Genomic DNA, 15633 nt, shown 5'->3' on the forward strand with positions numbered 1-15633 from the left:
TTTCAACCCAGTTTTGTTCTTAAAAAATTTAGAAAATAACGGAAATGGTTTTGATGCTCGGGATTTAAAGGTTTTATTTTGAATAATTTCAACCAGAACTTAAAAGCAAGTTTTGCATTTCCAGTATTTTTACAATGAAAAATGAAATGGGAAATTTGCTGTCCTCTTTCACTATCCCCTAACTCGGCATCTCCGATGATTTTTGGAAGATGTTGTTTATACAATTTGTAGAAGTTATAAGTAGCATTTAACCATCGACTATCTATCGTACCGTTTGAAAAATGCTCTAAAAGTATCTTATTTGTAACCACAATTCTGTAGCCTTGCCTTAAATAATCGAGGCAGATACTTTGATCATAATTATGGAATCCCTCCAGATTTTCATTGAATTTAATTTGGCCATCTCTCCTTAAACACATAAACACTCCATCGATAACCGCGACTTCTTCTTCATTACCATCTTCAAAACCACCTTTTAAATGTTCCACTCTTCCATCGGGCCTATGTTGTAGTACGTTTTTGACTAAAGTTTTAGATGGTTGTTCCCACCATCCTGACGCTATATCAGAGATAATCTTACTCCCTGCTATTCCCACTATTCCAACTTGAAGATTTTGAGAAAAAATATTTTTCAGCTTTCCTCCCCAATCACGGGTATGGAAAAGTACGTCCTCATGAACGAAACATAAAATACCACCTTTGCTCTTTTCGATGCCCACATTATATGCGCTAAAAATAGAATATTTATTTTTGGAGTTATCCAGAACTATTAATTCGTATGGACAACCAATGGTATCCTTTATATTAGATTCTAAGGCCTTTAAGAGAGAGGCTCTCCTGGAGCAGACAATAATAGAGAATTCAATCATCTCGCATAATCCTTAAAACAGTATGCTTTACTATCTTTTTAAGTGTTCGTGGTTTATTCCAAACCACGCCCAACCCTCTTAAATAACTTCCCCTATTGATAAAACTTTTAGCAATTAACCAATATAAACGGTTATTACCTATTTTAGCTTGATCTTTTATTCTTTTATAATTGCCTGGATTGCACTTCTTTATAAAACCCAGCATTTCTGCTCGAGTCTCTAATTCCATTTTAAAGATTCTTAACCAACCACTTTCTCCGCCTGCCTTAGCAATCACACTGCTCTCATGATACCTGAAAAAATTCAAAGTTTCAGCCAAAAAAGCAACTTTTGAGTTGCAAAGAAGCTGAACGTAATAAACCCAATCGGCATTATACTTCATAAATGGATTAAAAACCAGAGGAGTTATTTTTATTAACTCCTCCTTCTTAAAGAGCACTGCACTTACATTGGGAATCACATTCTTGTGGATTAAATACTTTTCAATAAATTCACTCCCATTCATTTTAAAGTTTCCCCTGAATATATTTTCTTCATATTTCGAGGTATGGGTGATCCAGTTCCCTGTGACTTTACCGTCAGCATTCATCCGGTGAGATTGGCAAAAAGATAAAGCTATACCCGAGTCGGCAGAATGAAGCTTCAAAAGTTTCTCCAGAAAAGTTACTTCACAATAATCATCAGATTCTGCTATCCACACGAACTCACCTTTCGCCAGGCCTATTCCTTTGCTCCATTGTTTAAAAGTACTGCCGGAGTTATCTTCGTTAAAGATACAATGGCTAACTTTCGGATGACTTCTATAATCCAATAAAATATCCATACTCCCATCTGAACTGGAATCGTCCAGTAAAATAACTTCAAAATTTTGATAGGTCTGATTGAAAACACTGCGCAACCTCAATTTCAAAAACTGGGAGTGATTGTAATTTGGGACAATAATGGAAACTAATGTATTTTTCATCCTCTTCTGATGATTTTTTTACTCCGCAAAAGAATAGGAAGATTTAAATTTAAATCTCAAGTAATCTGATCTTCTTCTTTTATCCTCAAAGTAATAATCCAAGAATTCAATATCTAAAGGATATTTTTTTTCTATTAGTTTTTTTCTCTTTTCACTGTAGAATCTCGAGTAATGATTTATTTTTCTTTTTAAAGCATTTACTTTCCGATTAAAAACAGAAGGATTTAGTCCCATCCTTTTTGCCAAAACTGGCAGCTCATTCTCTAAATTCTCAAAGCGTATGACCTTGTCAAATTTTATTTCTTCGCCATTTAAGAAAAAATAACTTATTTGGCTATTTAAATGATCTCCTCTAAAGAAACTTTTATTTTTTTCATTTAGAACTTTTTTGAATTTTTCTTGTTTATGAAGAAAGTTAAAAAAGCTATCCTGAATTTTCTGCTCCCTACATAACCAGGTGTAATCAGAAAAAGCACGATCCCAGGGGTTTCTGACAATTATAAACTTGTAGTAACTATCCCAGGTGTTTCTATCGATAAAATTGTAATTCAATAACTGTTGAGGAGTAGCATGTTGTAAAAAAAGTTTATGTTCTTGGTTCCACCCAAAGAGATTAACGTTATTCTTTTCTGTATTATCCATTATGTCTATACCAAAAGCAGTTTCCACGCTGGATCCAGCACATTTCGATATATGAATAAATATACATTTATGTTTATGGGAAATCATTTATAGTTCGTTTTTCTGCCACGAGTACTCTGTGAAGAATTTACCAAGGTTTTTTGTAGATGGTGTTCTTCCGCTGTTAAAAAAATCACCTTCATTAACCTTTATATTTTCAAACTTTTCATGTTCAAATAAAACTTTACTACTTATCAAATCCAGTATCTCGATACCTATACAATATTTTCCTGGAACTAATGCCATTTTTTTAATCATACATTGCAATTCGAATTGTTCATTAGGTTCAGACAGATGACTGTTATTGGTGTGAAAAGTATTTAATGTGGTTATCAATTCTTCCCTCTCGTCAAATAATTGGAGCCTAACATTAAATTCTATTTTATTTTTTGATTCATTCTTTAAACATATGGTGAAGGCATATGATGAACCTGCAAACAAATCAGAAGTTTTACTTCCTTTACAATTGGTAATATAAAAATTTTGGATTATTGCATCTCTTAACTTAACTGGAAAGGAAGACTTCAGATTCTGTTTTTCTCCTTTCTTTAAGAGATATTTTGTAACTGCTTTATAGACATCTCCTTCATAAATCGTATTACCATTTTCTAATAAAACACACCTTGAACATAACTGCTGTATCGACACCATGTTATGACTCACAAAAAGCACCGTTCTACCTTCTCCGGTAGAAAGATCCTGCATTTTACCAATCGCCTTTTTCTGAAATTCCGCATCACCAACCGCCAGTACCTCATCTACCACTAAGATCTCAGGCTCTAGATGTGCAGCTACTGCAAACCCCAGCCTAACCGTCATCCCACTACTATAACGTTTTACCGGAGTATCTATATATTTTTCACAACCGGAAAAAGCGATGATCTCATCTAATTTAGCTTTAATTTCAGCTTTACTCATTCCCAAAACAGCGCCATTCATAAAAATGTTTTCTCTTCCGGTCAATTCTCCATGAAAGCCCGTTCCTACTTCCAGTAAAGACGCTATTCTGCCCCTGGTTTTTATACTGCCGGTCGTAGGAGCTGTTACTCTGGATAATATTTTTAGCAGTGTAGATTTTCCTGCCCCATTTTTCCCAATAATTCCCAGAACTTCTCCCTGTTTGACTTCAAAATTTATATCCTTTAAAGCCCATACATACTCTTCATTGGCTTTAACACTTCTATCGTTTATACCACCAACTTTTAAATATGGATCCTCTTTTCCCCTTATTTGATGCCACCACCGATTTAGGTCATGCTGCAAACTACCTGTACCCACCGTACCTAAACGGTATTGTTTCGAAATATTTTCTGCTTTTAGTATTACACTCATTCTCCCCTGTTGTCAGTTCCCCCTATCATCTACAAAGATTTTACTATTCACTTTTCACTCTTCACTTATTAAACCGTATCAATAAAATTCTTCTCTGTCCGGTTAAAAATAATCAATCCCACCAGAAATAAAACCACTGAAATTAAAAATGTATAACCAAGACTCGCCCAGGAGAAAACTCCGGTATCCAGCAACATATACCTAAATCCTTCAATGATATTAGTCAGCGGATTATATTCCACTACCCAACCATAATCCCCCAGCTGCTTTACAGCTTCACTTAAAGGGTATGGCACTGCAGAGATGTATATAAGTAAAGAGGTAGCAAAACCAACTAAAACCGTCAAATCCCTGTATTTGGTGGTAAAAGCTGAAATAATCATCCCGAGTCCCAATCCCATCAGCGCCATCATTAAGACGTAAGCAGGAAAAAGCACCAGATTAGCATTCGGATTTATTTCGTACCCCTTAAATAAAAAGTAGCAATAAAATATGACAAATATCAGCAACTGTATTCCCAGCTTCAGCAGATTGGAGATCGTTGTACTTAGTGGCATGATCACCCGCGGGAAATACACTTTACCAAAAAGTCCGGCATTGCTCCTAAATGTATTTGAGCTTCCCGTAAGACACTGACTAAAATAATTCCAGGCCGTGATCCCCGCCAGGTTAAACAGAAAAGGAGGAACCGTTCCAGTGGGAATATTCGCTATATTATTAAATACCAATGTAAATATTATTGAAGTAAAAAGCGGCTGAATGAAATACCACAGCGGTCCAAGAATGGTTTGCTTATAAACGGTGACAATATCCCGTTTCACAAACAGCACCAGCAAATCCCGGTACCGCCAGATCTCCTTAAAATTAAGGTCGATCAGCTTCCGCTTGGGAGTGATTTCATAGAGCCATTCGTTGTTATTCGCTTCGCTCATGATAGTGAAGAGTGAGAAGTGAAGGGTAAAGAGATTAAAAAGAAATTCGCTTCGCTCATCTTTTTAGTGAATGGTGATTAGTGATTAGTTTTTTTCTTAATATAATTTCTGAAGCCAATGATCAATTTTCGAACTTCGGTGATATTTTTAAATACAGTATCCACATCAGATATAAAACCGAGTCGTAGGGCGATTTCTATCTGTGTTTCAACTTCCGCAAGTGATCCTAGCGCCACATTTAGAAAATATAGTAATTCCTTATCACTGCTCCTACCAGCTCCTTCAGCTATATTTGAGGGCACAGAAACCGAAGCACGCCTGATCTGATTAGTTAATCCGTACATTTCAGAAGATGGAAATTTAGTAGAAACCTTGTAAATAATTTCCACTAAATCCATGCTTTTCTTCCAAACATCCAAATCTTTATGATTCATTCTCCTACTTTAAATTTTAATGAATGAACTTTCGTGAACTCTTCACTCTTCACTAGTCACTAGTCACTAGTCACTAAAGATCATTCAAAATTCCTCATAAATTTCTTCCAGCTTTTCTTCATTTGAGCCATCTTGGAAGGGGCTTCTCCGTAGTAGCCTTTTGCATATCTGTTATAACCATAGCCGTAGCCATAACCGTAACCATAGCCGTAACCATAGCCGTATTTCGCTCTGTGCACAAAATGGTTTAGCACAAAGCTGATATTTTTTAATTCCCCTTTCTGGTATTTTCCATTAATGGTTTCCAGCATTCCACGTTTGGTATAATCCTGCCTGATAAGGTACAATGTGGCATCGGCATATTTCACCAGGTTTAAGGCATCGGCAACCATACCTATTGGCGGGGAATCCAGGATGATATAATCATACTTTTGTCGCAACTCTTCCATCAGCTTATCCATTTGCTCGGTAAGCAACAATTCTGAAGGGTTTGGTGGTACAGGTCCCGCAGTAATGACATCCAGGTTCTTTATCTCGCTTTTCTGAATAATATCTTCGGAATTGGCTTCAGAAATTAGGTAATTCACAATTCCCAATTCATTATTCAGCTTAAAGTCATCGAAAATTTTCGGCTTCCTTAAATCCACCCCTACCAGTACAGTCTTCTTGTCACTCATCGCGAATACCGTCGCCAGGTTCATCGCGCAAAAGGTTTTCCCTTCCCCTGAAACCGAAGAGGTTACCAATAACGCTTTTGAGCCGGTTACTCCCTGCTTTTTATACATAAATTGCAGACTGGACCGAATCCCCCTGAAACTTTCTGCTACCGAAGATTTTGGACTTGAATAAACAGCGAGATTAGAGTCGAGTTTACTTTTTCCAATTAGTCCCAGGATAGGCACCGGGGACAGGCGGGTAACTTCCTGCGCATTAAGAATATTGGTATTCAGAAAGACCAGCAGGAACACGAATGTTAATGGAATAACCCCGCCAACCATTACCGCCATTACGTAGTTTAACTGAGTGTTAGGACCAATCTGCCCGCCACCGGTATCTTTGGCTTTATCAATGACCATTACGTCACTTACGTTTGCGGCTTTTACCAACCCGGCTTCACTACGCTTTTCAAGAAAGAGATTATAGGTTTTTTCGCTGATACTGTATTTACGCTGAATCTTCAGAAGGTCCTGCTCTTCCTGCGGCAACTTCTTTATTTCAGCTTCAAACCCGTCAATTTTCCGGTTAATATCAGAGAGCTCTTCCCCTAAAATTCCGCGGGAAGAACTTATATTTTCAACAAGAATAGATTTTACCGAATTGATCTGCCGGTCGATATCTGAGAAAGCAGGAGCTCCTTCTTTTAGAGAATACTGATAATTACTGCGCTGTTCAGCCAGTTGTACTATCTTATTTACACCACTTACAATACTTCCCTCACTTATTCCTGCAACAGACGGTGCGGGAACGCTGGAATAATCACTTCTGGTTTCCAGGTATGTCTTCAGGGTTTCATAATAAGCCAGCTGCCTCCTGATATCCTCCTTGCGCACATCCAGAGTAGACAGTTTATTTGAAATCTCACTACTTTCCGCAGAAATATCGAGAATAGCATTTTCGTTTCTAAAGTCATTCAGTTCGTTCTCCACAACCTGCAATTCCCGTGATTTTACCGCAAGGCTACTATCGATAAACCTGATGGTTTTTGTAGCAAAGAGGTTCTTCCGCGCCAGCATATTTTCGCTGAGCACTGCAACAGACCCGTTCAGATAGTCCACCAGTCGGGTTTTATTATTTCCGGTTTGGCTTAGTCGTAAAACAGAGGAACCGTTATTGTCGGTTGCCACGTTAACAGATCGATACCTCCCCACTGCAGAATCGAAATTCAGGAAGCTCACATAAAACGGTTTCCCTGCCTGCAAGGCATGATCTGTACGTGTAACTATGCCACTAAAAAATGGAAGGTTTACAGGCTCACCCACCCTAAAGCTCTGAGAAAATTTCCGGTTATTTACAGGAACAGATTTTTTCTCTTTGCTTCTGAAATTCTGAGCAGATATATTTTCAGGTAAATCAGCTTTAATTAAAAAATTTACTGAATCCTGAAAAGTTACCGTGAAAGTTGTATTTAGAGCCTGATAGGCGCTGGTATCTACTAGAATTTCAAAGGGAGCTTTTCCGTAGGCATCGACACGCTGATATTCGCCATCTTCCAGGTACTGTACATAAAACTGAAGCCGCTCCACCACCTCCTCATTATGAGACCTGGACCGGAGAATGGTGACTGCTGTATTTACCTTGTCTGATGTTCCTCCCCAGTTAAACGTAAGACTGGTATTTGTAGTAAAAAAAGGGTTTTGATCATCCTTAATACTTATACTATTGTCCATCCTGTAGACAGGAAGCTTCCTCACATTGTTATAATAGGCAACGGCAAAACTTATAGCTATAGAAAGTAATATCAATTTCCAGTAACTTATAACTTTTAGAACAAAACCTTTAAAATCGAAGGTTGAGCCTACGTCTGATATGTGATCATCTTCATGTGCCATTCTATCTGCTAAAAATCAGTACAACTGAGGTTATTAAAGTAAAAATAGTAGCAATCGTCCTGAAGGATTCCAATCCCGTAGTCCCGAAACCAAGCGCCTTTTGAGGTAAAGGATTTACTATGATCACGTCGTTAGGCTGAATATAATAATAGGGGCTGGAAGTGGCTTCTATACTTGTAACATCTATGGTATGGATTTCCTCTCCCTGCGGATATTGCCTTACGATCTTCACTTTTTGGCGATCCCCCACATCGGTAATTCCGCCTGCATTTGCAATTGCTTCTATAATTGTTACCTGTTCTTTATAAATCACCTGGCTCCCGGAGCCAATTTCTCCCAAAGTGGTATACCTGATTCCTGCAAGTTTAACGGTTACAAATAAATTCGCCTCTTCTCTAAAATATTGCTGTAACAGCTCCTTTTCTATCTTTTCCCTCACCTCCTCTACCGTGTAGCCCAACACATTCAGCTCACCAAGCGTAGGTACACGTATATTCCCGTGATCATCTACCGTAAAACCATCAAAATAGACATTTTCTTCTGTAGTGGCATTGGGGTTTGCTTCACCTATAGGATTAAACATCCCCACTAATTCCTGGTCCAGGGCCTTTACGCGGATGCTTAAAAGATCTCCAATTTGAATTCTGTAAGGCTTCTTTAATCTTTGCACTTTTATAATACTGTCTACTGTATCAGGATTATCCTGAAGGTAACTCAGTTTTTTAGTAGAAATACACGACGAAAAGGAAAGTATCATCGCTAAAAGAAAAAGCAGGACTTTAAACTTCATATTGACATTCACAAATAATTAACAAATATAGGTTTTGTGGGTTAATATCAAAAGTATAAATTCTTTAACTTCGGAATTAATATTTCAAGCAGGCCAGTTGATAGTTAAATGATTAGTAGAAAGTTAAAAAGAAAAAGTTTGGGGTCGGAGTTTGGAGTTTGGAGTTCGGAGTTTGGAGTTCGGAGCTCGGAGTTCGGAGCTCGGAGTTCGGAGTTTGTAGTTATGCCACAGCAGAGTCGGAAACTGCGTGAGCACCTAAATCACGATTTTAACTGACCCCTCGACTCCGCTCGGGAGAACATTTTTTTACAAAAACAGGCGGGTTCTAAAAATAAACAATTTCCAAATTAGTTAAATAGAAGCTTTTATATAGGCTTTTCCGGCAGTTCGGAGTTCGGAGTTTGTAGCTATGCCGGAGCGGAGCAGGGAACGACGTTAGCACCTAAATCCTGCTTTTAACTAACCCCTCGACTCCGCTCGGGAGGACATTTTTTTACAGAAACAGGAGGGTTCTAAAAATAAAGAATTTTTGAAATAGTTAAATTAAAGCTGTTATATATGCTTTTCCGGAAATTTAAAGGCCCGGATTGAAATTTGGAGATATCATTAAACTAAGACTCGTGTTTCTTGCTTCCTGAGTCCTGGCTCAATTCTTTGTCTAATCACTAATCACTTAAGAAGCACTTCCAAAATGTCAATTTTCGACCGGCCTAAGTTTGAAGTTTGTGGTTCGGAGTTTATAGCGATGCCAGAGCGGAGTCGGAAACTGCGTGAGCACCTAAATCCTGCTTTTAACTAACCCCTCGACTCCGCTCGGGAGGACATTTTTTTTTAAGAAATAGGCGGGTTCTAAAAATAAACAATTTTTGAAATAGTTATATTGAAGCTGTTATATACGCTTTTCCGGCAATTTAAAGGACCGGATTAATTTTTAGAGATTGAACTTTCCACTTTCCACTCTTCACTTTCCACTCTTCACTCTTCACTTTCCACTTTTCACTCTGAAACAAATTTCTCGCTTTATTGTCAGTATTTCCGACTAATCAATTTAATTTTACAGCAAAATATATTACGTGAATTATCTTTCAGTCGAGAACATCTCAAAATCATACGGAGAACGGATACTTTTTAAAGGAATTTCCTTCGGAATAAATGAAGGGCAAAAAGTAGGTTTTGTTGCCAAAAACGGAACGGGAAAAACTTCCCTTCTCAACATTCTTGCAGGATTCGATGCGCCCGATGATGGCCAGGTCGTTTATCGCAAAGACATTACAACGGCTTTTCTTCCGCAGGAGCCAGACCTTGATCCGCATTTAACCGTGGAGCAAACGATATTTTCTTCAGAAAATGAAACCCTGCGGATTATTGACCGCTATGAAAAGGCTTTAAAAAATCCTGAAGATGCCGATGCCTATCAAAAGGCTTTTGAAGAAATGGACGCCGCCCAGGCATGGGATTTTGAAACTCAGTACAAGCAGATCCTCTCCAAGCTTAAACTTGAAGATCTTTCAAAAGAGGTAAAGCATCTTTCCGGCGGACAAAAAAAACGTCTCGCGCTGGCAAATATGCTCCTTCATAAACCTGATTTTATTATCATGGATGAGCCCACCAACCACCTGGATCTGGATATGATCGAGTGGCTGGAAGCATATTTCAAAAAGGAAAATTTCACCATATTTATGGTTACACACGACCGTTATTTCCTGGAAAGGGTTTGTAACGAAATTGTGGAGCTGGAAGACGGTCAGCTTTATACTTACAAAGGAAACTACTCCTATTACCTGGACAAAAAAGAGTCCAGGGTAGAACAGGAACAAACAAATACCGACAAAGCCAAGCAGCTTTTTAAGAAGGAACTGGACTGGATGCGCCGGCAACCCAAAGCACGTACTACCAAGTCCAAATCACGAATTGATGATTTTCATGAGATCAAAGAAAAAGCCAGCAAGCGCAGGAACGATCATACCGTTCAGCTGGAGATCAACATGGAGAGAATGGGAAGTAAAATTGTGGAGATCCATAAACTTTCTAAAGAACTCGGCGGAAAACAGCTCTTTAAAAACCTGGATTATAACTTCCAGCGGGGTGAGCGGCTTGGGATTATCGGAAAAAATGGAACAGGGAAATCTACATTTCTGAATATCCTTACCGGCCAGATGGAACCCGATTCCGGGAAAGTAGTGATTGGCGATACCATCAAGTTCGGATATTACACTCAGCGTGGTATAAAAATAAAACCGGGGCAAAAAGTTATCGATGTAATCCGTGAGTTCGGGGACTTTATTCCGCTGAAAAAAGGAAAACAGATTTCAGCTCAGCAACTTTTGGAGCGTTTTTTATTCGACCGTAAAAAGCAGTACGATTTTGTTGAAAAACTCAGCGGAGGCGAAAAGAAGCGACTTTATTTATGTACTGTGCTTATCCAGAATCCTAATTTCCTGATCCTGGATGAACCTACCAACGACCTTGATATCGTGACTCTAAACGTGCTGGAAAGTTTTCTTCTGGATTTTCCCGGCTGCGTAATTGTCGTTTCTCACGACAGATATTTCATGGACAAAATCGTGGATCACCTTTTTGTCTTTAAAGGCGATGCTGAGGTGGAAGATTTCCCCGGAAACTATACCGACTACAGGAGCTATGAGGAAAGCGCTGCCCAGGATACTGAAACTTCTACAGAAAAAGCTGAAGCTAAACAGGATAAAAATGATTGGAAAAAGAACTCTTCAGGATCTAAACTAACTTATAACGAGCAGAAGGAATACGGCAGACTGGAGAAAGAAATTGCCAAACTGGAAAAGAAAAAAGAAGAAATTCAGAAGGAATTCCTGAAGGATCTAAGCGGCGAAGAAGTGGATAAAACCTCTCTGAAGTTAAAAGATGTTGAAGAAAAAATAGAACAAAAAACCTCAAGATGGTTTGAGTTGATGGAGAAGGGGGGAATGTGAATTTAGTGGAGAGTGGAGAGTTTGAGCTGTTTAAAATTGCCATTTTTAGGCTTTGGTTTTTTTTGGTGAATAGTGAGAAGTGAGATTGAACTCGATGAAGTACCCAGATGCTAGTTAACCATACCCGCTGTTAAGTTCGTGCAAATTAGGTGAAAATGTTTTAGGAGTTAGTTAGTGACTGAGAAAATTTTTAATTGATATTTACGTAAATTAGTAGAAAACGAACATTATGGTAACCATTATTAAAAAAGGAACTCCTAAAACGGAAATCAAAAACCGGTTAAAGAGAGTAGTTGCACGGCTTCCTAAGAAAAGCATCAAAGAATATGCTGGAAGCTTAAAAATTTACCAGGACCCCTTAGCTTATCAAATTGAAATGAGAAATGAGTGGGAATAAAATTTTTGTAGATACAAATATTTTATTGTACTTCCTTAATGGCGAAAAGGAAGTAATAGAAATATTATTTGAAAAAGAAATTATTATCTCCTTTATAACAGAACTTGAGTTACTCAGCTTTCCTGAATTATCTCCCACTTCTGAAAAGATAATTGTATCTCTTTTGAATAATTGCTCGATTAAGAATATCAGCACCAGAATTAAATCACTAGCTATTGAGACTAGAAAGAACTTTGGATTAAAACTTCCGGATGCAATAATAGCTGCTACGGCTCTTGATCTTAATATTCCCCTCATTACTGCTGACAAACAGTTTGGACGTGTTGATCCCCTTGAAGTCATCCTGTATACCTTCTAACCTATTCAAATACCTTTACTAGGTAATCTCAAAAAATGTAATTTCAGATCCTTCTCGTCATCCCTATTATCAAGAATAACAGAAATTTGCACCTCCTAAAATCCTACATAAAATTCCTCCTGAAAAGCCAGAACCAGCACGGGCTTCACTCCCCTTTTGTGTATGAGCTGGTGACGAAATGTTTTTATGATAAAAAATTTTATCCGGCGTATGATCTTCTGAAATCCTTCCGAAGAAGTTTACTGAAAAATGACAACTTTATAAAAGTAACCGACTTTGGCGCGGGAAGCAGGGTTTTTAAATCTGAAAAACGGAAAATTTCGGCAGTGGCAAAGAATGCGGGGATTTCAGGAAAGCGTGCAAGGTTACTTTACCGGCTGGTGAACTATCTTGAATGTAAAAATGTGCTGGAATTGGGAACTTCACTGGGTATAGCAACTTCAGCAATAGCTGCAAATAGAGATGTTAAGGTGCTGACTTTAGAAGGCTGCCCGGAAACGGCAAATATCGCCCAACAGCAATTTGAACAGTTCCGATTAAATAATATTCAGTTGAAAATTGGCAAATTTGAGGAGACGTTGGAGGAAGTGGTGGAGAGTGGAGAGTGGAGAGAGGAGAGTGAAAAGAGGAAAGAGAAAAGAGAAGAGAGAAAAAAAAATAGGATTCAAGAGGCAGGAGACAAGAAAGTGGAAAGTGGAGAGGAGAATCCGAAAAAAGAAAAGAGAAAAGAGACAAAGGAACAACAAGAGGCAGGAGACAGGAGACAGGAAACGGGAGAAGAAACAAACTCCGAACTACAAACCACGAACTACAAACGAAAAAACTACGACCTGATCTTTTTCGACGGAAATCATCAGAAACAGCCGACATTAGCATACTTCCATAAATTACTGCCTGGAGCAAAAAACAGTTCCGTTTTTATTTTTGATGATATCCACTGGTCGCCGGAAATGGAAGAGGCCTGGGAAGAAATAAAAGACCATCCCCAAGTCACTGTATCCATAGATACTTTTTACTGGGGACTTATTTTTTTCAGAAAAGAACAGGCAAAACAGCATTTCAATATCAGGCTTTAGGCTAAATAAGTCAAAAAGGTAAAGAGGTAAAAGGTAAGAAGTTTCCTTTTACGTTAAAAGCACAGAGAGGATTGCCCCGCTCCACCTCCTCCCTCGAATTTCATTCTATCATAAAAGTTTGATTTCACTACTCACTCTTTACCTCTTTTCCTCCTTCACTCTACAACATAAAAATTGTACAATTGTAACAAATCTCACTAACTTACGTCCTATTGTCAGCAAAACTATAGTATGAGCAGAGTTATTGAAATTACCAATATCACCCGTGATTTTCCGCTGGGACAGGAAACCGTTAAGGTTCTTAAAGGAATAGATTTAAACATAGAGCGTGGAGAATATGTCGCTTTTATGGGACCTTCAGGATCTGGAAAATCTACTTTAATGAATTTATTGGGATGTCTTGATACTCCAACTTCCGGATCTTACATCCTGAACGGAAAAGACGTAAGCAAGATGACAGATGATGAACTTGCTGAAATAAGAAACAAAGAAATTGGTTTTGTTTTTCAAACATTCAATCTCTTACCACGTACCACAGCCCTGGATAATGTTGCTCTACCCATGGTTTATGCCGGTTATTCAAAATCTGACAGAGTTGTGAGAGCCAAAGAAGTCCTTACCAACGTAGGCCTCGGGGATCGCATGGATCACAAACCGAATCAACTTTCCGGAGGACAAAGACAGCGTGTTGCCGTTGGCCGCGCCCTGGTCAATAAACCTTCCATAATCCTTGCCGATGAACCTACCGGAAACCTGGATTCCAAAACTTCCGTAGAAATAATGAACCTTTTTGACGAAATACATGCCGCAGGCAACACAGTTATTCTCGTAACCCACGAAGAAGATATTGCAGAACATGCGCATCGTATTATTCGTCTTAGAGATGGTGTGGTGGAAAGTGACGAACGCAGGGAAAGGGTGAAAATTGAAGGTTAAGAGTTAAAGGTCTAAACTCTCAATTTATCACTCATTGTTTATTGATAATTGTTCATTGTCAATTGTTAATTGTCCTTTGACATAAAACTTTCTTATCTTCGTAAAAAGAATCCAAGATGCTTGATTTTGATCAGGAAACCTGGCTTTACCTCGCTATTATTGCTGTTATCCTTATCTACTTCCGTACAAATTCCAGACGTGCAAAGATCGATCGGAAAAACAGGAAGAACAGAAATTTCAGAAGAAGATATTTAGAGCGAAGAAAGCAGGAAAAATCTGAAGAAACTTTTCAGGAGAAAAATAAATCATGAAAATATACACCAGAACCGGAGACAAGGGAACCACTGCTTTATTTGGCGGCACCCGCGTCCCGAAACATCATATAAGAATCGAAAGCTACGGGACGGTAGACGAACTCAATTCCCATATCGGACTTCTACGGGACCAGGATATTGAAGATAATCTTAAGCAAAACCTTATTAGAATTCAGGACCGCCTTTTTACGATCGGCTCAATTCTGGCCACAGATCCTGAAAAAGCAGTGCTTAAAAACGGAAAGCAGAGATTGTCCATTCCTAAGATTTCTGCTGAAGATATAGAATTTCTTGAAAAAGAAATGGATAAAATGAATGAAGACCTTCCAGAAATGACACATTTCGTGCTTCCGGGGGGACACCAAAGCGTGTCATTCTGTCACATAGCGCGATGTGTTTGCCGACGGGCAGAACGTTTAGCAACAGCGCTTTATGAAATCGAAGCTTTTGACGAGTCGGTTCTAAAATACCTTAACAGGCTCTCTGATTATCTCTTTGTGCTGGCACGGAAATTGACAAAATACTTCCAGTCGGAAGAGATAAAATGGATTCCGGAAAAATCCTAAAGATTTCCCTCTACTGAAAGCTTCTTTTTAGTAAACTGCTTCGGGTCAAGCCCACGAAGTATTAAGAAAAAATAATTTTAAATTTCGAGGCAAGCCCCGGAGTATTAAAATCTAGATTATCGAGTAAAAAGTAAGGTTTTAGAATAAGTTCTTAACGGTATTGAATAATTATAAGATTTTTTTCTTGGCTATATCAGCAAAAAATTTATTTTTGCAAAAATTATAAACCAGATTCGATCATGTATTGGACTTTAGAATTAGCATCTTACTTAAGTGATGCGCCATGGCCTGCCACAAAAGATGAATTAATTGACTATGCAATCAGAACGGGTGCGCCTTTAGAAGTTGTTGAAAATCTACAGGCCATCGAGGATGAAGGAGACTCCTACGATTCTATTGAAGAGATTTGGCCGGATTATCCCACAGACGATGATTATCTCTGGAATGAGGATGAATATTGACACAAACCATTAGAAATAAAGCAAAA

The 15633-nt window shown here is 38.4% G+C and carries 15 protein-coding genes; 7 read left to right on the forward strand and 8 right to left on the reverse strand.

Translation table 11 applies throughout. The features are described from left to right. Positions 1-2 precede the first annotated feature (2 nt). From RM541_RS10830 to RM541_RS10865, 8 genes are all read right to left on the reverse strand, one after another. Positions 3-869 carry a glycosyltransferase gene (locus RM541_RS10830; protein WP_311500168.1) on the reverse strand — a complete coding sequence of 289 codons (867 nt, stop codon included), beginning with the start codon at positions 867-869 and terminating at the stop codon, positions 3-5. Then, a complete protein-coding gene (locus RM541_RS10835) occupies positions 862-1833 on the reverse strand; it encodes a glycosyltransferase family A protein (protein ID WP_311500169.1) in 972 nt (323 codons plus the stop codon). The genes RM541_RS10830 and RM541_RS10835 overlap by 8 nt, the downstream gene beginning before the upstream one ends. A gap of 18 nt (positions 1834-1851) precedes the next feature. Continuing rightward, positions 1852-2562, reverse strand: coding sequence for a sulfotransferase family 2 domain-containing protein (locus RM541_RS10840; protein ID WP_311500170.1), 711 nt, complete (start codon positions 2560-2562; stop codon positions 1852-1854). Continuing rightward, positions 2563-3846 (reverse strand): ABC transporter ATP-binding protein, encoded by a 1284-nt coding sequence (locus tag RM541_RS10845; protein ID WP_311500171.1) that lies wholly within the window; start codon positions 3844-3846, stop codon positions 2563-2565. 68 nt (positions 3847-3914) lie between these two features. Beyond that, positions 3915-4778 carry an ABC transporter permease gene (locus tag RM541_RS10850; protein ID WP_311500172.1) on the reverse strand — a complete coding sequence of 288 codons (864 nt, stop codon included), beginning with the start codon at positions 4776-4778 and terminating at the stop codon, positions 3915-3917. Between the two features lie 77 nt (positions 4779-4855). Beyond that, entirely contained in the window at positions 4856-5212 is a 357-nt protein-coding gene (locus RM541_RS10855) for a four helix bundle protein (protein ID WP_311500173.1), read from the reverse strand. 80 nt (positions 5213-5292) lie between these two features. Continuing rightward, positions 5293-7761 carry a polysaccharide biosynthesis tyrosine autokinase gene (locus RM541_RS10860; protein ID WP_311500174.1) on the reverse strand — a complete coding sequence of 823 codons (2469 nt, stop codon included), beginning with the start codon at positions 7759-7761 and terminating at the stop codon, positions 5293-5295. 1 nt (position 7762) lies between these two features. Further along, complete coding sequence (locus tag RM541_RS10865) at positions 7763-8551, reverse strand: polysaccharide biosynthesis/export family protein (RefSeq protein WP_311500175.1); 789 nt, start codon at positions 8549-8551, stop codon at positions 7763-7765. Between the two features lie 1073 nt (positions 8552-9624). Between RM541_RS10865 and RM541_RS10870 the strand changes: the two genes are divergently transcribed. The 7 genes from RM541_RS10870 to RM541_RS10900 all read left to right on the forward strand — a co-directional run bounded on the left by RM541_RS10870 (position 9625) and on the right by RM541_RS10900 (position 15607). After that, positions 9625-11499 carry an ABC-F family ATP-binding cassette domain-containing protein gene (locus RM541_RS10870; protein WP_311500176.1) on the forward strand — a complete coding sequence of 625 codons (1875 nt, stop codon included), beginning with the start codon at positions 9625-9627 and terminating at the stop codon, positions 11497-11499. Between the two features lie 383 nt (positions 11500-11882). Then, on the forward strand, positions 11883-12254 hold the full coding sequence (locus RM541_RS10875; protein ID WP_311500177.1) for a type II toxin-antitoxin system VapC family toxin: 372 nt from the start codon (positions 11883-11885) through the stop codon (positions 12252-12254). Between the two features lie 86 nt (positions 12255-12340). Beyond that, positions 12341-13330, forward strand: coding sequence for an O-methyltransferase (locus RM541_RS10880; RefSeq protein WP_311500178.1), 990 nt, complete (start codon positions 12341-12343; stop codon positions 13328-13330). 231 nt (positions 13331-13561) lie between these two features. After that, positions 13562-14266 carry an ABC transporter ATP-binding protein gene (locus RM541_RS10885; protein ID WP_311500179.1) on the forward strand — a complete coding sequence of 235 codons (705 nt, stop codon included), beginning with the start codon at positions 13562-13564 and terminating at the stop codon, positions 14264-14266. A gap of 116 nt (positions 14267-14382) precedes the next feature. Beyond that, entirely contained in the window at positions 14383-14577 is a 195-nt protein-coding gene (locus tag RM541_RS10890; RefSeq protein ID WP_311500180.1) for a hypothetical protein, read from the forward strand. Beyond that, positions 14574-15146: a cob(I)yrinic acid a,c-diamide adenosyltransferase gene (locus RM541_RS10895; RefSeq protein WP_311500181.1), complete on the forward strand. Its 573-nt coding sequence runs from the start codon at positions 14574-14576 to the stop codon at positions 15144-15146. Before RM541_RS10890 ends, RM541_RS10895 begins: the two co-directional genes overlap by 4 nt. A 239-nt stretch (positions 15147-15385) precedes the next feature. After that, entirely contained in the window at positions 15386-15607 is a 222-nt protein-coding gene (locus tag RM541_RS10900) for a DUF2795 domain-containing protein (protein WP_013070580.1), read from the forward strand. Positions 15608-15633: the final 26 nt, after the last annotated feature.

The organism is Autumnicola psychrophila, assembly GCF_031846645.1.
GTDB lineage: Bacteria > Bacteroidota > Bacteroidia > Flavobacteriales > Flavobacteriaceae > Autumnicola > Autumnicola psychrophila.